General features: G+C 35.4%; 14 protein-coding genes. 10 read left to right on the forward strand and 4 right to left on the reverse strand.

What is annotated here, in order from left to right:
* Window positions 1-88 precede the first annotated feature (88 nt).
* Window positions 89-643: an alpha-ribazole phosphatase family protein gene (gene cobC, locus ACMA47_RS04750; protein WP_413928881.1), complete on the reverse strand. Its 555-nt coding sequence runs from the start codon at window positions 641-643 to the stop codon at window positions 89-91.
* The gene (locus tag ACMA47_RS04755) at window positions 628-1,410 is read right to left on the reverse strand and encodes an adenosylcobinamide-GDP ribazoletransferase (RefSeq protein ID WP_413928882.1); all 783 of its coding nucleotides are present in this window, start codon (window positions 1,408-1,410) and stop codon (window positions 628-630) included. The genes cobC and ACMA47_RS04755 overlap by 16 nt, the downstream gene beginning before the upstream one ends.
* Before the next feature lie 166 nt (window positions 1,411-1,576).
* Between ACMA47_RS04755 and ACMA47_RS04760 the strand changes: the two genes are divergently transcribed.
* Window positions 1,577-2,584, forward strand: coding sequence for a hypothetical protein (locus tag ACMA47_RS04760; protein WP_413928883.1), 1,008 nt, complete (start codon window positions 1,577-1,579; stop codon window positions 2,582-2,584).
* A 55-nt stretch (window positions 2,585-2,639) separates the two neighbouring features.
* Here ACMA47_RS04760 and cobT read toward each other — a convergent pair whose 3' ends face one another.
* On the reverse strand, window positions 2,640-3,647 hold the full coding sequence (gene cobT, locus ACMA47_RS04765; RefSeq protein ID WP_413928884.1) for a nicotinate-nucleotide--dimethylbenzimidazole phosphoribosyltransferase: 1,008 nt from the start codon (window positions 3,645-3,647) through the stop codon (window positions 2,640-2,642).
* Between the two features lie 315 nt (window positions 3,648-3,962).
* Between cobT and ACMA47_RS04770 the strand changes: the two genes are divergently transcribed.
* From ACMA47_RS04770 to ACMA47_RS04780, 3 genes are all read left to right on the forward strand, one after another.
* On the forward strand, window positions 3,963-4,715 hold the full coding sequence (locus ACMA47_RS04770) for a DNA polymerase beta superfamily protein (protein WP_413928885.1): 753 nt from the start codon (window positions 3,963-3,965) through the stop codon (window positions 4,713-4,715).
* 108 nt (window positions 4,716-4,823) lie between these two features.
* Complete coding sequence (locus ACMA47_RS04775; RefSeq protein ID WP_413928886.1) at window positions 4,824-7,631, forward strand: TrlF family AAA-like ATPase; 2,808 nt, start codon at window positions 4,824-4,826, stop codon at window positions 7,629-7,631.
* A 1-nt stretch (window position 7,632) separates the two neighbouring features.
* Complete coding sequence (locus tag ACMA47_RS04780) at window positions 7,633-8,724, forward strand: DNA polymerase beta superfamily protein (RefSeq protein WP_413928980.1); 1,092 nt, start codon at window positions 7,633-7,635, stop codon at window positions 8,722-8,724.
* 227 nt (window positions 8,725-8,951) lie between these two features.
* On the opposite strand, the gene ACMA47_RS04785 is transcribed toward ACMA47_RS04780, so the two are convergent.
* A complete protein-coding gene (locus tag ACMA47_RS04785; RefSeq protein WP_413928887.1) occupies window positions 8,952-9,437 on the reverse strand; it encodes a TfoX/Sxy family protein in 486 nt (161 codons plus the stop codon).
* A gap of 195 nt (window positions 9,438-9,632) precedes the next feature.
* Here ACMA47_RS04785 and ACMA47_RS04790 point away from each other — a divergent pair, with 195 nt between their 5' ends.
* From ACMA47_RS04790 to ACMA47_RS04815, 6 genes are all read left to right on the forward strand, one after another.
* Window positions 9,633-10,148: a DUF2975 domain-containing protein gene (locus ACMA47_RS04790; protein WP_413928888.1), complete on the forward strand. Its 516-nt coding sequence runs from the start codon at window positions 9,633-9,635 to the stop codon at window positions 10,146-10,148.
* A gap of 1 nt (window position 10,149) precedes the next feature.
* Complete coding sequence (locus tag ACMA47_RS04795) at window positions 10,150-10,353, forward strand: helix-turn-helix domain-containing protein (RefSeq protein WP_002980904.1); 204 nt, start codon at window positions 10,150-10,152, stop codon at window positions 10,351-10,353.
* Between the two features lie 215 nt (window positions 10,354-10,568).
* Window positions 10,569-11,441: an ABC transporter ATP-binding protein gene (locus ACMA47_RS04800; RefSeq protein WP_413928889.1), complete on the forward strand. Its 873-nt coding sequence runs from the start codon at window positions 10,569-10,571 to the stop codon at window positions 11,439-11,441.
* A gap of 2 nt (window positions 11,442-11,443) precedes the next feature.
* On the forward strand, window positions 11,444-14,686 hold the full coding sequence (locus ACMA47_RS04805; protein WP_413928890.1) for a M1 family aminopeptidase: 3,243 nt from the start codon (window positions 11,444-11,446) through the stop codon (window positions 14,684-14,686).
* 102 nt (window positions 14,687-14,788) lie between these two features.
* A complete protein-coding gene (locus ACMA47_RS04810; protein ID WP_413928891.1) occupies window positions 14,789-15,229 on the forward strand; it encodes a MarR family winged helix-turn-helix transcriptional regulator in 441 nt (146 codons plus the stop codon).
* 6 nt (window positions 15,230-15,235) lie between these two features.
* Entirely contained in the window at window positions 15,236-17,653 is a 2,418-nt protein-coding gene (locus ACMA47_RS04815) for a TonB-dependent receptor domain-containing protein (protein WP_413928892.1), read from the forward strand.
* The last annotated feature ends 53 nt before the right edge of the window (window positions 17,654-17,706 follow it).

Raw genomic sequence — 17,706 nt, forward strand, 5'->3', positions numbered from 1 at the left:
TGTCATTCCGCAGGAATCCATCCTACAAAGTGTAATCTTTAACAAACGGACTAAAGTCCGTTCCTATTGAATAAAACTTTTACCATAATTATACATTCACCTTCTTCACTGAAAAAACTCCTTCATTCCAATTAATAATCACTTTTTTCCCATAATCAATCTGAACAGCAAACATATTCTCCAATGGAAACTGAAGCACCGCCTGAAGGATCAAACGAATGACTCCGGCATGCGTAACTATAAGTACTTTTTCCAGATCTTTTCTCTGAATGAATTCATTCCAGAAGCTGAGAACCCGGGTTTGCATTTCCAGAAGACTTTCACCGCCTGAGGCTTTTACACTCACAAAATCCTGATACCAGGGATTGATTTCCTCTTCGGGAATATCAATCCACTTTTTCATTTCCCAGTTCCCGAAATTCATTTCGCGAAGTCTCTCGTCTGTCTGATAATCAAACTTAAAAAAATCAGCTAAAAGATGGCAGCGTTGAGAAGGACTTGAAATAATTACGTCGTAATCCTTGTCTATTTCCAACATTTTAAAATCTTCAGTGAAATCTTTACGTAAAGGCATTTCAGCAAAACCATAACACAGGTTTTCCGGATTGTCTACAGCGGTATGACGGATCAGATGAATTTCCATACGATGATTGTTCCTAAATAAAATAAAACTTCACAAACCTGCTGTACTGATCCCAGACAGTCCCCTGTATAACCCCCGATATGTTTTTTAAAATACCAGCCCATATACATTTTCCCCACATATGCGAGAGCAAAAGCAAAAATCAAATGCCAGTCCTGAACCAGGACAAATGCAATTAAAACACTGACAAATCCTACCAGCAAAGCCATCTTATCCAACGGTTTATTGGCTAAAGGTTTTGATTTACTGACGTCAATATCAGTGACATACTGATGAGTATAGATCATCGTACCAGCAATAAAACGACTTGCCGTATGTCCTAAAATGACAATGAGTAAAACTCCCACCGGATTACTCATTCCAAGGGCCTGAATACTATAAAATTTTAAAGCAAAAAGCAAAATGATCCCTATTGTACCATATGCTCCTACCCGGCTATCCTTCATAATCGTCAGGATTTTTTCTTTTCCATATCCACCTCCGAAGCTGTCGCACATATCCGTAAAGCCATCTTCATGAAAAGCTCCGGTCAGCAAAACATTAGAAATCATCATTAAAACAATCCCGATTTCAAGATTAAAAAGCAATGTAGAAAGATAAAGAATCAAAGCATTGATGAACCCTACGATCAAGCCTACCCAGGCAAAATATTTCTGAGATTTATTCATAATCTCACTAGAGTACGGAATGGTAAACGGAACCGGAATTCTTGTGAAAAACATGAGTGCCATAGCAAAATAGATCAGTTCATTTTTGAGGACTTTCATCTGTTATTTTTTAATATAAAAACTGGATTAATCAATTCCCGTAAAATTAGGAAAGCTTTTAACAATGGTAAAGAGATCAATTAAAAAAATAAGAAACATGAATCTTATCACATGAAATTTGTCCTTTTTATCTCTGAAGTATTTTTAGTTTTGCACCATAATAACCATGAAAAAAGAACAAATGAAAAAAGCGTATTTCGTTGGATTATGTCTTATATCCATCGTAAACTGTTCAGCTCCCGGTGATGAACTGGACAATGTAAATGAAGCACAAGCCTTACATGCATCCGGCAATAACATGATGGCAAAAGGAGGCTTCAGAGATAATCCGGATGTACCGACTCCTCCACCTGCAGGAATCTGGTCCAAATCTTTTTACTTAACCAATCCTATTTACGGTTTCTACAGTGATCTGACCAAAAAATATTTGTATAATACTTCTCCTTTACCCTCCGAACTTCCTAAATCCTATCCTGGATTAAGCTATTATTTTCAGGAGAGATTATTAGGTTCTGCTGATGGGCCGGGTCCGGTCATTACAAGATGGTTTCATACAGGAAGTAATGATCTGGTATTAACGACTAATCCTAATGAGCTAGTGGGACAAAGCTACTGGGAGAAAAGAGATCTTGGTACCAGCTACAATGGTGATGAGCCGGGAAGTTTTCCGATTTACAGGTATTTCAATGGTGATAAAAAGACGCACTTCTACACCAGAGATAAAAATGAATTGGGAGATGGAAAAAATGGATTTGTTTATGAAGGTATTGCTTTCTACTTAAAAGATTCTGAACCTAAAGCATACCGTGTTCGTGACGGGCAGTTTTTCCAAGATAATGCTACAGGAAATTTGTATATTGTATTTGAAAGTACGCTGAGACGTATCGAATCTTTTGCAGTGATCAATAATCTGTTCGCTGTTCAGGGAAAACCCTATTTGTTATCTAAAGTAAATATCGAAGATTATACAGGAGAAAGAGGACCTGATATCACTGCAGGAACCCAACTGGTACGAAACACCAATACCGGAAAACTATATTTGGTAGATGATGGTTTATACAGATATTTTCCTACCATGTTTGTATTTAATGCATATAAATTCAATGAAGGTGCTATTCAAAATAAACCTGTAAGAATGATGTTTACAGGTAAAGATGTTGCACATACTTACTAATTGTCATTAATTTAAGATAAAAGGGGCTTCATTGCCCCTTTATTATTTTATAAAACTAAGATGATTTGTTGGAAATATGAGCATCTTCAAAGCTTGACATTTCATTCAGGAAATTAACCGCACTCTGAATAATCGGATAAGCCAATGCACAGCCTGTACCTTCTCCGAGGCGTAGATTCAGATTGAGAATAGCTTGCTCTCTCATCAGTCCCAATAGCTGAGGATGGGCATTTTCATTGCTTACATGGCAGAAGATACAGTTGTTCAACACTTCAGGATTCTTTTTCCAGACGGTGGCTACCGCAACCGTTGCAATAAATCCGTCTACCATGATCAGCATATTGTGATGATACGCTTCCTCAATCGCTCCGATCATTTGGGCAATCTCTAATCCGCCAAATGTTTGGGCAATTTCATCTTCGGTCATTTCAGCCGGATATTTTTCAATAGCTTCTTTTAAAATACTGACCTTATTGTCCAGCTGATGATCATTCAATCCTGTTCCACGTCCGATACAATTGATAATCGGAATGTCAAAGAGCTTGCTCATCATCAAAGAAGACGCGGAAGTATTCCCGATTCCCATTTCTCCAAAGCCAATAATATTGCAGCTTTTTTTCGCAATATCATTCACCACTGCTTTTCCATTTTTAAGTGCCTGCTGATATTCTTCAGGAGTCATGGCAGGTTCTTCCAAAATATTACGGCTGGATTTTCTGACTTTTTTATCCACCAGATCCAATCCTTCCGGAAAGTCGAAATTAACTCCGGCATCCACAATTTTGATTGTAATATCATTCTGCCTGCAAAAAACATTGATGGCTGCGCCTCCGCCCAGGAAATTCATCACCATCTGATAGGTAACTTCCTGTGGATAGGCACTTACTCCTGCTGTGGCAATCCCATGATCGGCTGCAAAAACCACCATATGAGGATTCAATAACTGTGGGGAAGTGGTTTTCTGAACCATTCCGATTTTGTGGGCAATATGTTCAAGATGTCCTAATGCACCTAATGGTTTTGTTTTAAAATCAATTTTATGTTGTAATTCTGATGATAACATGGATGTTTATAGTTATGTTAAATAGAAAAATGCAATATTAGTAAAACGGTGGATATTTTACAGTGTTTGTTTGTAGTTTTTATGAGCTGGAGGCTAGATGCTGGAAGCAGGAAGCTAAACACCACCCTCTCACAAACGCTCTTACCCTCAAACTCACCAACCCGAACCCCGCAACTCTCAAACTCTCAAACTCTCAAACTCTCCCACACTCAAACCCTAAAACCCATCCCCAGGAAATCCCGAATCTCGCAACAAAAAAACAACGTAAGAACATTGCGCACCTCATCTTTTACTTTGCACTATAAATACAAAACAATGACACCAAAAATACTTGAAAAAATAAAAGAAGTTGAGGCTGCAAAAGGCGTAGAAGTCCTTCTTGCCGTAGAATCTGGGAGCAGAGCCTGGGGTTTTGCATCTCCTGACAGTGATTATGATATACGTTTTATATATCTTCATGACAAAGACTGGTATCTTTCTCCCTGGGATAAGGATGAAACCATAGAATTTATGACAGAAGATGACCTGGACTGCTCAGGCTGGGATCTGAAAAAAACCTTTCATCTTTTGCTGAAATCGAATGCAGCTTTGCTGAGCTGGTTCTATTCTCCTATCGTTTATAAAGCGGATGAAAAGTTTGTAGAACTCTTTAAACCTTTGGCTGATGCCTGTTTTTCTCCGGTAGCGGTTTCTTATCATTATCTAAGCATGAGTAAGAAATATCTGGAAGCCTGCAGAACTGATGAAGTAAAATTAAAAAGTTACTTTTATTGCTTACGAACTACTCTCACCGGAAAGTGGATCATAGAAAAAGGAACAGTTCCACCCATATTGTTCAGTGATCTGCTTGTTTTAACAGATGATACAACCAGACGAAAAATAGAAAACCTCGTTGCCTTAAAAGCCACCAAAGGAGAATCTTATTATCACCCGAATGATTGGGAACTGTTTGATTTTCTTGAGAAAACAATCGCTGAAAATGAAGAGAAATCGAAAGCTTTATCAGGAGGAAAGGCGGATAAAGGTGAGATGGAGAGGGTTTTTAGGGAGATATTGGAGAAATGCTAGAGATTACGGGAAGCCGTAGTCTTTTTTTATGGATTGGGAATATATTTGGTGATTGAGAAAAACTGCTCAATTAGATAGAAATTAATATATTAGGAAAAACTAAAAAATATGAAAATAAACAGAGGTTCAGAGTGGAGAAAATGGGATTTGCATATTCATAGTCCAATGACACATTCAACATCTAATAGGTATAAAGACTTATCAATTGAAGATTTTTGTAAAGAAATTATTAATAAAGATATAGATGTTATTGGTCTAACTAACTATTTTTATATTACAGAAGTTGAATACAATGAAGTTGTTAAAGGACTTGATAATAAATGTTATGTAATTCCAAATTTTGAGTTTAGGGCAAGTGACAAAAATACAAAAGGAGACCATATAAATTTTCATATCTTATTTAATCCTAAACTCGGAATACGAAATATATTGAATAGTATAGGTAATGTAAAACTAAATAATCATACTAATAAATATTGTAGAGAAGCTGATATCTTACAATTAGGTATTGATTCCGTGACAATTGATTTTGAATCAATTTTAAATCAATTAAAAACAGATTTTAAAATAATTGAGGATTTTATTGTATGTGTACCATACACTGGATACGGAGGGTTTAAAGTTGATAATAAACCTAGAAACATTTCTCAAGAAAAAAAATTTGATGAATTATCAAATTTTATATTAGGAAATAATAGTTCTAAAGAATATTTTAGTAATAATAGAGAATACTGTCTCGGAAAAGATATTTGTATCATTGATAAAAATAAGGCTATTATAAATTGTAGTGATGCACATTCTAAAGAGGATATTTCAAATAAATTTACTTGGATAAAGGCACATCCAACTTTTGAGGGTCTCAAACAAATAATATATGAGCCAATTGAAAGAGTTAAAATTCAAAAGGAAAAACCTGAATCAGAAAAATTGGATAGTTTAATGATTGACAAAATAATATTTGCTTCATCTGATAATAAGTTCACAACAGCCCCTATATATTTTAATAAAAATTTAAATGTAATCATAGGAGGAAAATCTTCTGGCAAGTCAATATTACTATACAATATTGCTAAAACATTTTACGAAAATCAAAATGATTCTGTTTTAAAATATAAAGATGCAAATGATAATAAGGAAAAAGACTTATATGATTTAAGTATTGATGATCCTGAATTTGATTTTACAGTCGAAAACTATTTAGGTATAAGCCAGAACATAAAAAGAGAAAATGGAAAGAACAGTATTTTAGGAAGTATAAAATATATTCCTCAAAACCACCTATCAGATTTAGTTGATAAGAGTTTAAGAAATTCAAATGAATTAAAAAAATATATAAGAAATCTACTCAGAGAAGATCCAAAATATAATAAAATTTACGAAGATTTCGTAGAGAAATTAGGGCAAAATGACGAAATAAGAAAAAATGATATTTCTCAATATTTTATTTATCAAGAGGAATTAAGAAAGAAAAAAGAAGAATTACAACACAAAGGAGATAAAGAGTCTATTATAAAAAATATCGAAGCTTTAGAGTCAAAAATTGCAGAAACTAAAAAAGACTTAACACCTGAACAAACGATAGAATACAATAATTTAACAAGTGAATATTCAGAATTAGAGAAAGCCAAAAATTCGTTACTGGGGGATTTAGAGAAAATATATAATTTTTATGAATCAACTAATTATGCTCTTAATGAATTAAAAGCAAAGAAAACATTATTAATAGAAAACCTTGAATTAGAAGATATAAAAAATGACTATGCTGAGAAACTCACTTTTATTGATAATGCAATTGCTGAAAATGAAAGCATAAAAAAGTTAACTATAAAAGATGAAAATGAAAATTTTCTAGTATTAGAAAATAATATTTTCAATTTAAAATTGAATATTATTAATAAAAGATTAAATGAGTTAAATAAAAAGTTAGCTCCATTAAATAGTTTATTTGAAAACCAAAACTTGATTATTAATTATCAAAAAACAATTTCTGAAGAAAAAATTAAAATAGCGGAAATTGAACAAATTGAAAAAGAGACAGAAAATATAACAAAAACTGCTGATGATAGAAAAAATAAAGTTTTTGAAGACATTAAAAATAATAGAAAATTATATGATAATTTGTTGATAGATTTTGTTTCTCGCATAGATAAAATTAAAGAAGAGGATCCCGAATTAAAAATTGAAGGTAAAATCTATTTCAATTTTCCAAAATATCGTGAAATAATTATAGATTTTAGTCACGGAAATACAAAATCTTATTCTGAATATCGAATTTTCAATGAAGAAAATAAAGCTTTAATGGAATATGATTTTGAAAAATATTTAACAGACTTAAAAGCAGCTTTTGAAAATATTGAAAATGGAAATTATAGATTAAAGAATAACACTTCAAAACAAGATGCAATAATTAAGATTTTAGAACAAAAACATTTTTTTGACCATTGGGACATAACTTATAAAAATGATACAATTCATAAAATGTCTACAGGAAAAGCAAGTTTGGTTTTATTAAAAGTAATGATAAAATTAAGTGAGACTAAAGGTCCAATATTAATTGACCAACCAGAAGATAATTTAGATAATCGCTCTGTTACTAATGAACTTATTGAGTATTTAAAAGAAAAGAAAAAAGAACGACAAATAATTTTAGTAACTCATAATGCAAATATAGTAGTAAATGCAGATGCCGAAAATATTATTATTGCAAATCAAAGAGGACAAAGCGATGATGATGAACTAGGAAGCCCATACTTATTTGATTACATAAATGGTGCATTAGAAGATGTAAATCCTATCTCCGTAAATCAAAATGAAAAAGATTTGTTAAAATCTATGGGCATTAGAGAACATATTACTCAAATTGTCGAAGGAGGAAAAGAAGCCTTCAAAAAGCGTGAAGAAAAATATGGATTCTAATATGACCATCCAAGACCTAAAAACCAAAAACCTCCTCCTCTTCGAAGCCATTTCCGGAAGTAGAGCTTTTGGGCTGGCAACAGAGAATTCTGATACGGATATCCGCGGGGTGTATTATCTGCCGAAGGAAGATTTCTTTGGACTGAACTATATTCCGCAGATTTCCAATGAAACGAATGATCTTACGTATTATGAAATCGGGAGATTTGTAGAACTGCTTCAGAAAAACAATCCTAATATTCTGGAAATTCTGGCAAGTCCGGAAGATTGTATTCAATATAAACATCCATTGATGGATATGTTGAAAATTGAAGATTTCCTGTCAAAATTGTGCAAAGATACTTTTGCAGGCTATGCTGTTTCACAAATCAAAAAGGCAAAAGGTCTCAATAAAAAGATTGTAAATCCGATTGATAAAGAAAGAAAATCAATCCTGGATTTCTGTTTTATCCTTGATGGACAAGGTTCTGTACTGTTAAAAAAATGGCTGGATGAATTCTCTACATCCGAAGGACAGGGTGGTCTCTCACAAGAAAATTGCGGATTGATAAGTATTGATCATACCAAGGGAATGTTTGCTTTATTTTATGATGAATCGGGGACATTGGGATATAAAGGAGTTATTCAGAATGAAGAAGCCAATCAGGTTTCTGTATCCTCTGTTCCTAAAGATGAAAAACCGGTTGCATACCTGTTTTGCAATCTGGATGCCTACTCTGTGTATTGCAAAGATTACAGGGAATACTGGAAATGGGTGGCTGAGCGCAATGAAGACCGTTACAATGTCAATCAGACTCACGGACAGAATTATGACAGTAAGAATATGATGCACACCATCCGCCTGCTTCACTCCTGTGAACAGATTTTTAAAACCAATTCACTGACAATCCGTGTAGAAAACCGTGATGAACTCTTAGATATCAAAGCAGGAAACCAGTCTTATGAAAGCGTCATGCAAAAAGCAGAAAATCTGATACACTCTATAGAAAATCATTACTCTACCTCCACTCTACCCGACGCTCCGGATCTGGAAAAAACCACAAAAATCTTCGTTCAGATCAGAGAAAAACTTTACAACAATGATGAATTATAAATGATGAGTTATGAATGGTGGGACTGTTGAAATCCAGAGCTCCCACTCTCAAACTCACCCACCCTAAAACACTCTCCAAAACCCCGAATCCCGAAACTTGCATCCACACACTCAAACCCGAAACTCAAAACCCCGCAACTCGCACCTCGTACCCCGCAACTCTCCACCACACTCACCCACTCTCAAACCCTCCAACGCTAAAACACTCCAACTCTCCAACCCAAAACTCACTTCTTCGCTGCCTTCGCCACCGGATTATAATCAAGACATATTTTAATCCAATACTCAAAATCATCTGCTTTTTGAAAACCGATGGGTTCTACATAGCAATAGCCATTTAACTGTTTCCCTTTCATGATCATTGGGAGAAAGCCTTTCTTTTCGGAAACCTCATCTTCCAGTTCAGGATTGTAGCGGCACATCAGATTATCATGACTGATGTTGATGCACATCTTTCCATTCACCAGAAAAGACAGGCCGCTGAACATTTTCTTTTCCTCGATCTCTATATTATTTTCCATTGAAAGCCGTTCACGTACCCGGTCGGCAAGTTCTGTACTGTAAGCCATGATTTCATTTTTTTTTGATCTATCCCTTTTAGTAATAATGGCTTCGACAAGCTCAGCCTGACAATGCTTAAAATTTCGGTTGGTATTCCAGTTGTCACCCTGAGCCTGTCGAAGGATATCAATAAGAAAACCTTTGTTAATCATTAAGCTCGAGGATTAATTAAAGAGATAAGTTGATCAACTTTTTTCTTATTAAAATTAATAAAAAACCGTGATTAATACGTTATTTTATGAGTTTGACTGAAGAATTCAAAATTCAATAAATAAAATTTTATTTAAATAAATTATTGTTTTACGATAATTAATTATACATTTGCAATATCAATTAAAGTTCGTACCATGAACCAGACCAAAATTATTGCAAGAATTTTATTTTATATCTGTGCCTTACTTTCGGCAGGATATTTAATCACTTTTGGGTACTCCTTATTCTGTCTGATCACAGGATTTTCGGTTACACCTTATAAAGAAGGACAGTTCCTTCATGTCAATTATCCGTTTACAGAACAGCCGTTTCTGAATATTGAAAACAATTACCCTTATATGATCTTTTCCTTTATGTTGGTCCTTATCACTTATGGAATCTTTTTCTGGTTATCTGCCAGGGTTTTCAAAGTTTTTTTCCAACAGAAACTGTTTACTCAGGAAAATATCATTCAGCTTAAGAGATTTTACCTGTACAATATTTTCATCCCGCTTCCACTGGTTATTGTCGCGAGTTTCTTTGTGGAAGTAGAAAGTATGATATGGGGACTGGTGTTTATTCACTTTATGCTTGGAATTTTCTGTCTGTTTCTTGCGAATATCTTTAAGCAAGGACTACATTTGCAAAACGAACAAGACTTATTTATTTAAAATGCCAATTATAGTCAACTTAGATGTGATGCTTGCCAAACGAAAAATGCAGAGTAAAGAATTGGCAGAAAAACTGGGTATCACGCCCGTGAACCTCTCTATCCTTAAAACCGGCAAAGCCAAAGGTGTGCGCTTCGATACCCTTGAAGCCATCTGTAAAATCCTGGAATGCCAGCCGGGAGATATTCTTGAATTTAAAGAGTAGTTGCTGGGTTTGAGAGTGAGAGGGTTGGAGTGTTTTAGAGTTTGAGCGTCGGAGGGTTGGAGAGAGAGCGTTTGAGCATGGTATGTGAAACTTCCACTTCTAACTTCTAACCCCTAGCTTCTAGCCTCTAGCATCCAGCTTCCAGCCATTAACTTCTAACTTCTAAACCAGCTGCCGAAAGGCCGCCTGTCCTTCTATTCCCCAAACACAACGTTATGAACACATTAACCATCAACAACCTTAGCCTCACCTACAAAAATGGTTTCCAGGCTATTAAAAACATTTCACTGGACATCAACAACGGAATGTTTGGACTTCTTGGTCCGAACGGAGCCGGAAAATCTTCTTTGATGAAAACCATTGTCGGACTTCAGAAACCCACTTCCGGAACATTACTTTTCAATGAAGTGGATATTGTCAAGAATCCTGATTATATCAAACAGAATCTCGGATTTCTCCCACAGGATTTCGGAGTATATCCGAAAGTTTCTGCATACGATCTATTGGAACATATTGCCATATTGAAAGGGATCACCGATAAAAGCGAACGTAAAAAACAAATTCTGGGTTTGCTGGAAAAAGTCAACCTTTCTGATTTTGCTAAAAAAGAAGTCCATACTTTTTCAGGTGGCATGAAACAGCGTTTCGGTGTTGCCCAGGCCTTATTGGGAGATCCGAAGATCATCATTGTAGATGAACCTACTGCAGGATTAGATCCTGAAGAGCGCAACCGCTTCAATACATTACTCAACGATATCAGCCAGGATGTGATCGTAATTCTGTCCACGCATCTCGTTGAAGATGTCAGAAATCTCTGCTCGGAAATGGCGGTGATGAACCATGGTCAAATCCTCCGAAAAGGAAATCCGGGAAAACTGATTGCAGAGCTTAACAACAGAATCTGGTCAAAACCCATTGACAAAAATGAACTGGAAAGCTACCATTCCAGCTATGAAATCATCAGCAGACAGCTTTTAGAAAGAGAACTTCATATCACTGTATTTTCTGAAAAATCTCCGAAAGATTTCAGCCCTGTAACCCCTTTGCTGGAGCACGTTTACTTCCACACACTCACCCAAAAACCTTAATCATGAATACGATATTTTTATTCGAAGCCGGACGCTATTCCAAGCACTGGCTCACCTACCTTGTGGCCTTACTTTTAATAGGAATGGGCATCTTTTGTGGAAACCAGTTCAACCTTTCAGTAGGAGAAGGAATTTATTTAAACTCGCCTTATACCATTGGTTTTATGACCGGAATGCTGAGCCTTGCCGTTATTTTTTTCGCTACGGTCTATGCATTGCAGCTGCTTTTTAAAGATCAGGATTCAAAATTTGACAGCATTCTTTTTTCATTTCCTTTTTCAAAATTCACTTATCTGAAAGGGAAATTCTCCACCTATTTTTCACAGACTTTTTTAAGCTTTTCTTTCTTAATGACAGGATTTATCATAGGTCAGATGATGCGGACGGGAAGTGAAATGCAGGAAGGTTTTAACATTGTCTATTATCTATATCCTTTATTCATATTCGGATTTATCAATAGTCTGGTTGTCTGCAGTTTTCTATTTCTCATAGCGGTTACGGTAAAGAAAAAACTACTGGTTGTAGCAGGTGGATTGCTACTATATGTTTTCTATATGATTATTCTGCTGTTTTCCAATTCACCCTTTATGGCAGGAAGTCTTCCGCAGTCACTGGAAACACAACAATTTTCGGCATTAATTGATCCTTTTGGATTATCCGCTTATTTTATGGAAGCTCGTGATTTGACTGCTCAACAGAAAAATATACAGATGGTTCCTTTCTCTGGTTATCTTTTATTTAATAGAATTTTATTCTTTTTTATATCTGTTGGAATTCTTCTGCTTTCACTCAAGCTATTTTCTTTCTCTAATACTTCAGGAAAGAAAGTAAAAACATTAGGAAATACGCTTATATTTTCGGAAACAAATGAAGCAGAATACTCCACTGTTACCCCCAAGTTTAATAGATGGAGTTCTTTTCGATCTGTACTTTCATTTACCCAAACCGATCTTACTTATCTGTTTAAAAGCATTGCCGTTCCTGCTGTATCTATTCTTTTATTATTCTCTGTGGGAATGGAAATGTATGCCGAAATTGAAAAAGGAATCCGTCTTCCGCAGAAATATGCCGGTTCGGGTCTTATGGCGACAACTATTTCAGAAAACTTCCATCTGCTTGGACTTCTTATTTCCGCTTATTTTTTAAACGATGTTTACTGGAGAAGTTCTTCATCAGGATTTTCTCTTATTGAAAACAGCACCTATTTTTCAAAAAACCGGTTAACCGGACATTTTATTTCCATCAGTTTTCTGCTGTTTTTCTTTACCGGAATTTTAATTATTCAGGGAATTATTTTTCAAATAGCGTATCAGTATTTTCATATAGACTGGAAGGCTTATCTCGGGGTTTTTCTTTTCAATACTTTCCCATTGATGCTGTTTTCCGGATTCATTCTTTTAATTAATGACAGAATTCCCAACAAATTCATAGCCCTTGGAGTTTCCATCCTTGCTGTCTTTATATTATCAGGTCCGGTTTCAGGGAAACTGATCTCTTATCCTCTCTTCAGGATTTTTTCTGATTTTAAAGGTACATACAGCGATTTTAACGGCTATGGAATCTATGAAAAGGCTTTTGCTCAAAGACTATTATTCGGAACAGGAATTATCAGTATTTTATGGATACTCAACAGCATTATAAAAATTAAAAAAGCCTCTGTACTTGCATATGGCTTCAGTATCATTCTGCTCATCACAGGAATCTTTGCCGGAGTATTGTTTATGAAAGGTTATATTCCAAAAAATGAAGATCAGGCTATGTTAAGTTCTGTAGAATATGAAAAAAACTATAGAAAATATGAAAAACTTCCACAGCCTGATATCACCGATATTGCTACAGAAATTAAACTGTATCCTTCAAACAATGCTTATCAGATTATAGGAAAATATATCCTTAAAAATCAAACCAATCAGCCCATTAATAAGGTTCTGATCAATTTTAATGAGGATTTAAAACTGGAATCTGCTGTGTTAAAGTGTGGTACCGAAATCTCAAAAATCAATAAGTCTGTTACAGAAGTTTCATTACAACAACCTCTTTTGCCAGGTAAAACAGCTTTGCTTGATTTTAAATTATCTTATCAATGGTTTGCCGTCAATGGTCACAAGTCTTTCAATGCCATTATTGAAGACGGATCTTTTATGAGGATCAGCAGGTACTATCCTACCATTGGTTATCAAAAAGATGATGAAATTCAGGATGAAAAAGAACGAAGCCAATTCAAGCTTGGAAAATTTACTGAGCTAAAGAAACCCGAAGCTCCCGAAGTTTCAAAAAAGGATTTTATCAATTTGAATATGATTATTTCCACGGAAAAAAGCCAGACTGCTATAGGAACAGGAGATCTTATCAAAAAATGGTCAGAATCTGGTCGTAATTATTTCAAATACAAAGCAGATCAGATTCCTTTCCGGTTTGCCGTTTCTTCTGCAGAATACGAGGTAAAAAGCATACATTATAAAGGAATTGACATCAATCTCTTTTATCATCAAAAGCACTTTGAAAACGTGAATCATCTGCTTGAAAACGCGAAACTTACTTTAGATTACTGTCAGCAGAATTTTGGGCAATATCCTTTTAAAAGCATCAATTTTGCGGAGATTTCTTCTTTTACCAAAGGTTTTGCAGCAACAGCCTACCCTTCCGCTGTCTTTATGCCGGAAGACATGATTTTTCACGCTAACATACAAGCCGATAAAAAACAGGATGTCATCAATGAACTGGCAGGTCATGAGCTCTCTCATCTCTGGTGGGGCAACAGTCAGATCAACCCTGATGACAGAGAAGGTTCTGTGATGCTTACCGAAACCCTGGCAATGTATACTGAAATGATGCTCTACAAAAAAATGCATGGCCAAGAAAAAATGATGGAAAGAATCAAAGTACATCAACAGATTTACGATAATGAAAAAGGTCTGTCTGAAAATGTTCCGATTTATAAAGCAACCGGAGATGTTCCTCATATTTCGTATTCCAAAGGAGCTGCAGCAATGGTAGAATTGAGTAATCTATTAGGTGAAGACAAAGTAAATATAGCCTTGAAGAATTTCCTCAATAACAATCAATATCCCCAAAAACCTACTTCTCTGGATCTGATTAATGAGTTTTATAATGTTGCTCCGGATATTTCCACCAGAAAACAAATCGACAGATTATTCAAATCCATAGAAAATATAAGTTTTACTTCAGAGTCTAAAACTGCTTCTGTAAAAGCAAAACCCAAAGAACCGACCAACAGTTTTTAATTTTTTTGAAAATATTTTTTCAGGAATTGTAACAAAATAAAATGATGATTTACTAATTAGTTGATATATCAATAATTGACACATCATTTTAAATCTGAAAATATGGAAAAGTTAAATTCAATCATATTCTACAACATAGACAAAGCGATCAGAGCCTATAGAAACTATGCTCAGCGCCAGCTGAAAGTGCATGGTTACACGATCACTATTGATCAATGGCTTATCATCAAAGCGATTCTGGAAAACCCGGGAATTACCCAGAATGAAATTGGTGACCTTGTCTTTAAGGACAATGCTTCTGTGACCAGAATTATTGATTTAATGGTAAAATCCGAATACATTATCAGAAAAGTTCATCCTGAAGACCGAAGAAAAACCCAATTGGAAGTGACAGATTCCGGGGTAAAAGTGATTAAAGAGGTTCAGAATATCGTAGAAAAGAACCGTAAAATAGCTTTAAAAGGGATCAGCAACAATGAACTGGAAGTGATGTATTCTGCTTTACTGAAAATTTCAGAAAACTGTCTCAACCCTAAAAAGTAAAACGCTATGACCAGAATATTCTCACTTATTATTGTCTATATGCTGATGCTATTCAGCAGCAGGGTTTCCGCCCAGCAGGCAATGCAGAGTTTGACTTTGTCAGGAAATATAAAATCCGACAAAGCAGAGCAGATGGAGATCAATCTCTTTGATGCTGATCAGAAATTGATCAAAACAGAAATTGCTGATAACAGCGGTAAGTTCAATTTTAATGATTTGAAAGAAGGAACTTATCAGGTAAAAATCAATAAAAACGGTACTGAGGTTTATCACTCAGAAAATATTTCATTAACCGAAAATAAGACACTCAATCCAATCGATCTTAATGTAAAATCTATCGAAGGAGTAACCATTACAAAAACCAAACCTCTCATTGAAAGGCAGGATGGAAAAATGATCATGAACGTTGAAAACAGTATTGCCAGCACCGGAAATTCTGCTTTTGAAGTGTTGGAAAAAGCTCCGGGAGTGAACATTGATAACAATGATAATATCAGTCTTCGTGGAAAAGGAAACCTCTTAATTCAGATCGATGGCAAAAATACACCGATGACGGGAGCTGACCTTGCCAATTACCTGAAAGGAATCCCCTCTTCCACTATTGAAAAGATCGAATTCATCACCAATCCTTCATCAAAATATGATGCGGCAGGATCTGCAATTATTAATATTAAACTAAAAAAAGAGCAGCGAAGAGGAACTAATGGAAGTATTTCCAGCTCTTTAGGATCGGGGAAATATGTGAAAAATAATAACAGTTTCAGCATTAATCACAGGAATAAAAACATTAATTTTTTCGGAAATTATAGTTTTGCCTACAGAGAAGCTTACAATGGATTGGTTCTCGACAGAAATTTCTATGAAGCCAATAACTTCAAAAGGGCTTATATACAGGACAATTATCTGAAATTCAAATTCAACAGTCATGTGGCCAAAGCAGGAATGGATTATTATCTGAACGATAAAAACGTCCTTGGATTTTCTGTCGGACTGGTTTCCAACAAATTCAATGTGAACGGAGATAATTCCAATGTAACACTGGGCAGCAACTATCTTCCGGAAAGTACATTCACAACGGTCAACAGATCGAATGACCGCTGGACCAATGTTTCCTTCAACCTTAATCATAAATATACGATTGATTCCTTGGGTTCTGATATTTCTACCGATTTTGACTACATCAACTACGCTAATTCTTCTTTGCAGAGCTTTGATACAAGAACGCATGAAATTGCCAGTAACACAGATAATCTTGACATTATTAAAGGTGATATGGATGGAAAACTGAATATCTACTCTTTAAAATCTGATCTTACAAAAAACTTCAGCAACGACTGGAAGCTGGAAAGCGGAGTAAAAACCAGTTTTGTAAAGACAGACAACGATCTGAAGTTCTTCAATGCCAGTTCTGGTGTTCCTATTCCGGATCTTGGGAAAACCAATCATTTTATTTATGAAGAAAACATCAATGCAGTGTACGGAAATGTTTCCAAAAAATGGGAGAAATTTAAAGTTACTGGTGGTTTAAGGCTTGAAAACACGAATGTAAAAGGAACTCAGATCACGACCAACCAGATCAACAAGAGAAATTATACCCAGCTTTTTCCAAGCGCTGTCTTGAGTTATGATCTGACAGAGAAAAGCAATCTTGAAATCAATTTCAGCAGGAGGATTACAAGGCCAAGCTATAACCAGCTCAATCCTTTTAAATTCTATCTTGATCCTACCACTCTGAAAGCCGGAAACCCTGATCTGAACCCGCAAATTATAATGAATTATGAATTAACGTATAGTCTGAGCAATAAATATTTTGCTACATTAAGCTACAGCAGGAATTCTGACAACATTACAGACATCTTAAAACCTGTAACAGAAAACGGACAGATCGTAACTGTACAGACCATTGAAAACCTGAATTCTGCTTCTTATTTCGGATTAAACCTGATCGCTCCGGTGAAAGTGACCAAATGGTGGGATATGAATAACAGTGCCAATTTCTACTATGGTTCATACACTGGAAATGTGTCCGGAACACAGATTAATAACCAGGGAAATTTTACATTCAGCATCAACAGTATCAATTCTTTTAAACTGGGAAATGGTTTCACTGCTGAGCTTACCGGAAATTACAAAGCCAGAGAAGTCTATGCCTACCTGAATATGAGCCCTAACTGGTACCTGAATATCGGAGCACAGAAGAAGTTTAAAAACAACAGTGTTCTGAAACTTTCCTTCACAGATGTTTTCTTTACCAGCAATATCAAAGGGCAGACGGTTTATAATGATTATTTAGAGAACTTCGCGGTGAAAAGAGATACCCGTGTGGCAACCCTCTCCTATACTTACAATTTTGGTTCTTCCAAAAACGGTCAGCCCAGAAAAACAGGCGGTGCTGAGGACCTGAAACAGAGAGTGGGAACGTAATAAGTCATTGCGAGCCGAAGGCGAAGCAATCTCACTTTTGAAAATTTAAATAA

This window comes from Chryseobacterium sp. T20 (assembly GCF_047345655.1).
Taxonomy (GTDB): Bacteria; Bacteroidota; Bacteroidia; order Flavobacteriales; family Weeksellaceae; genus Chryseobacterium.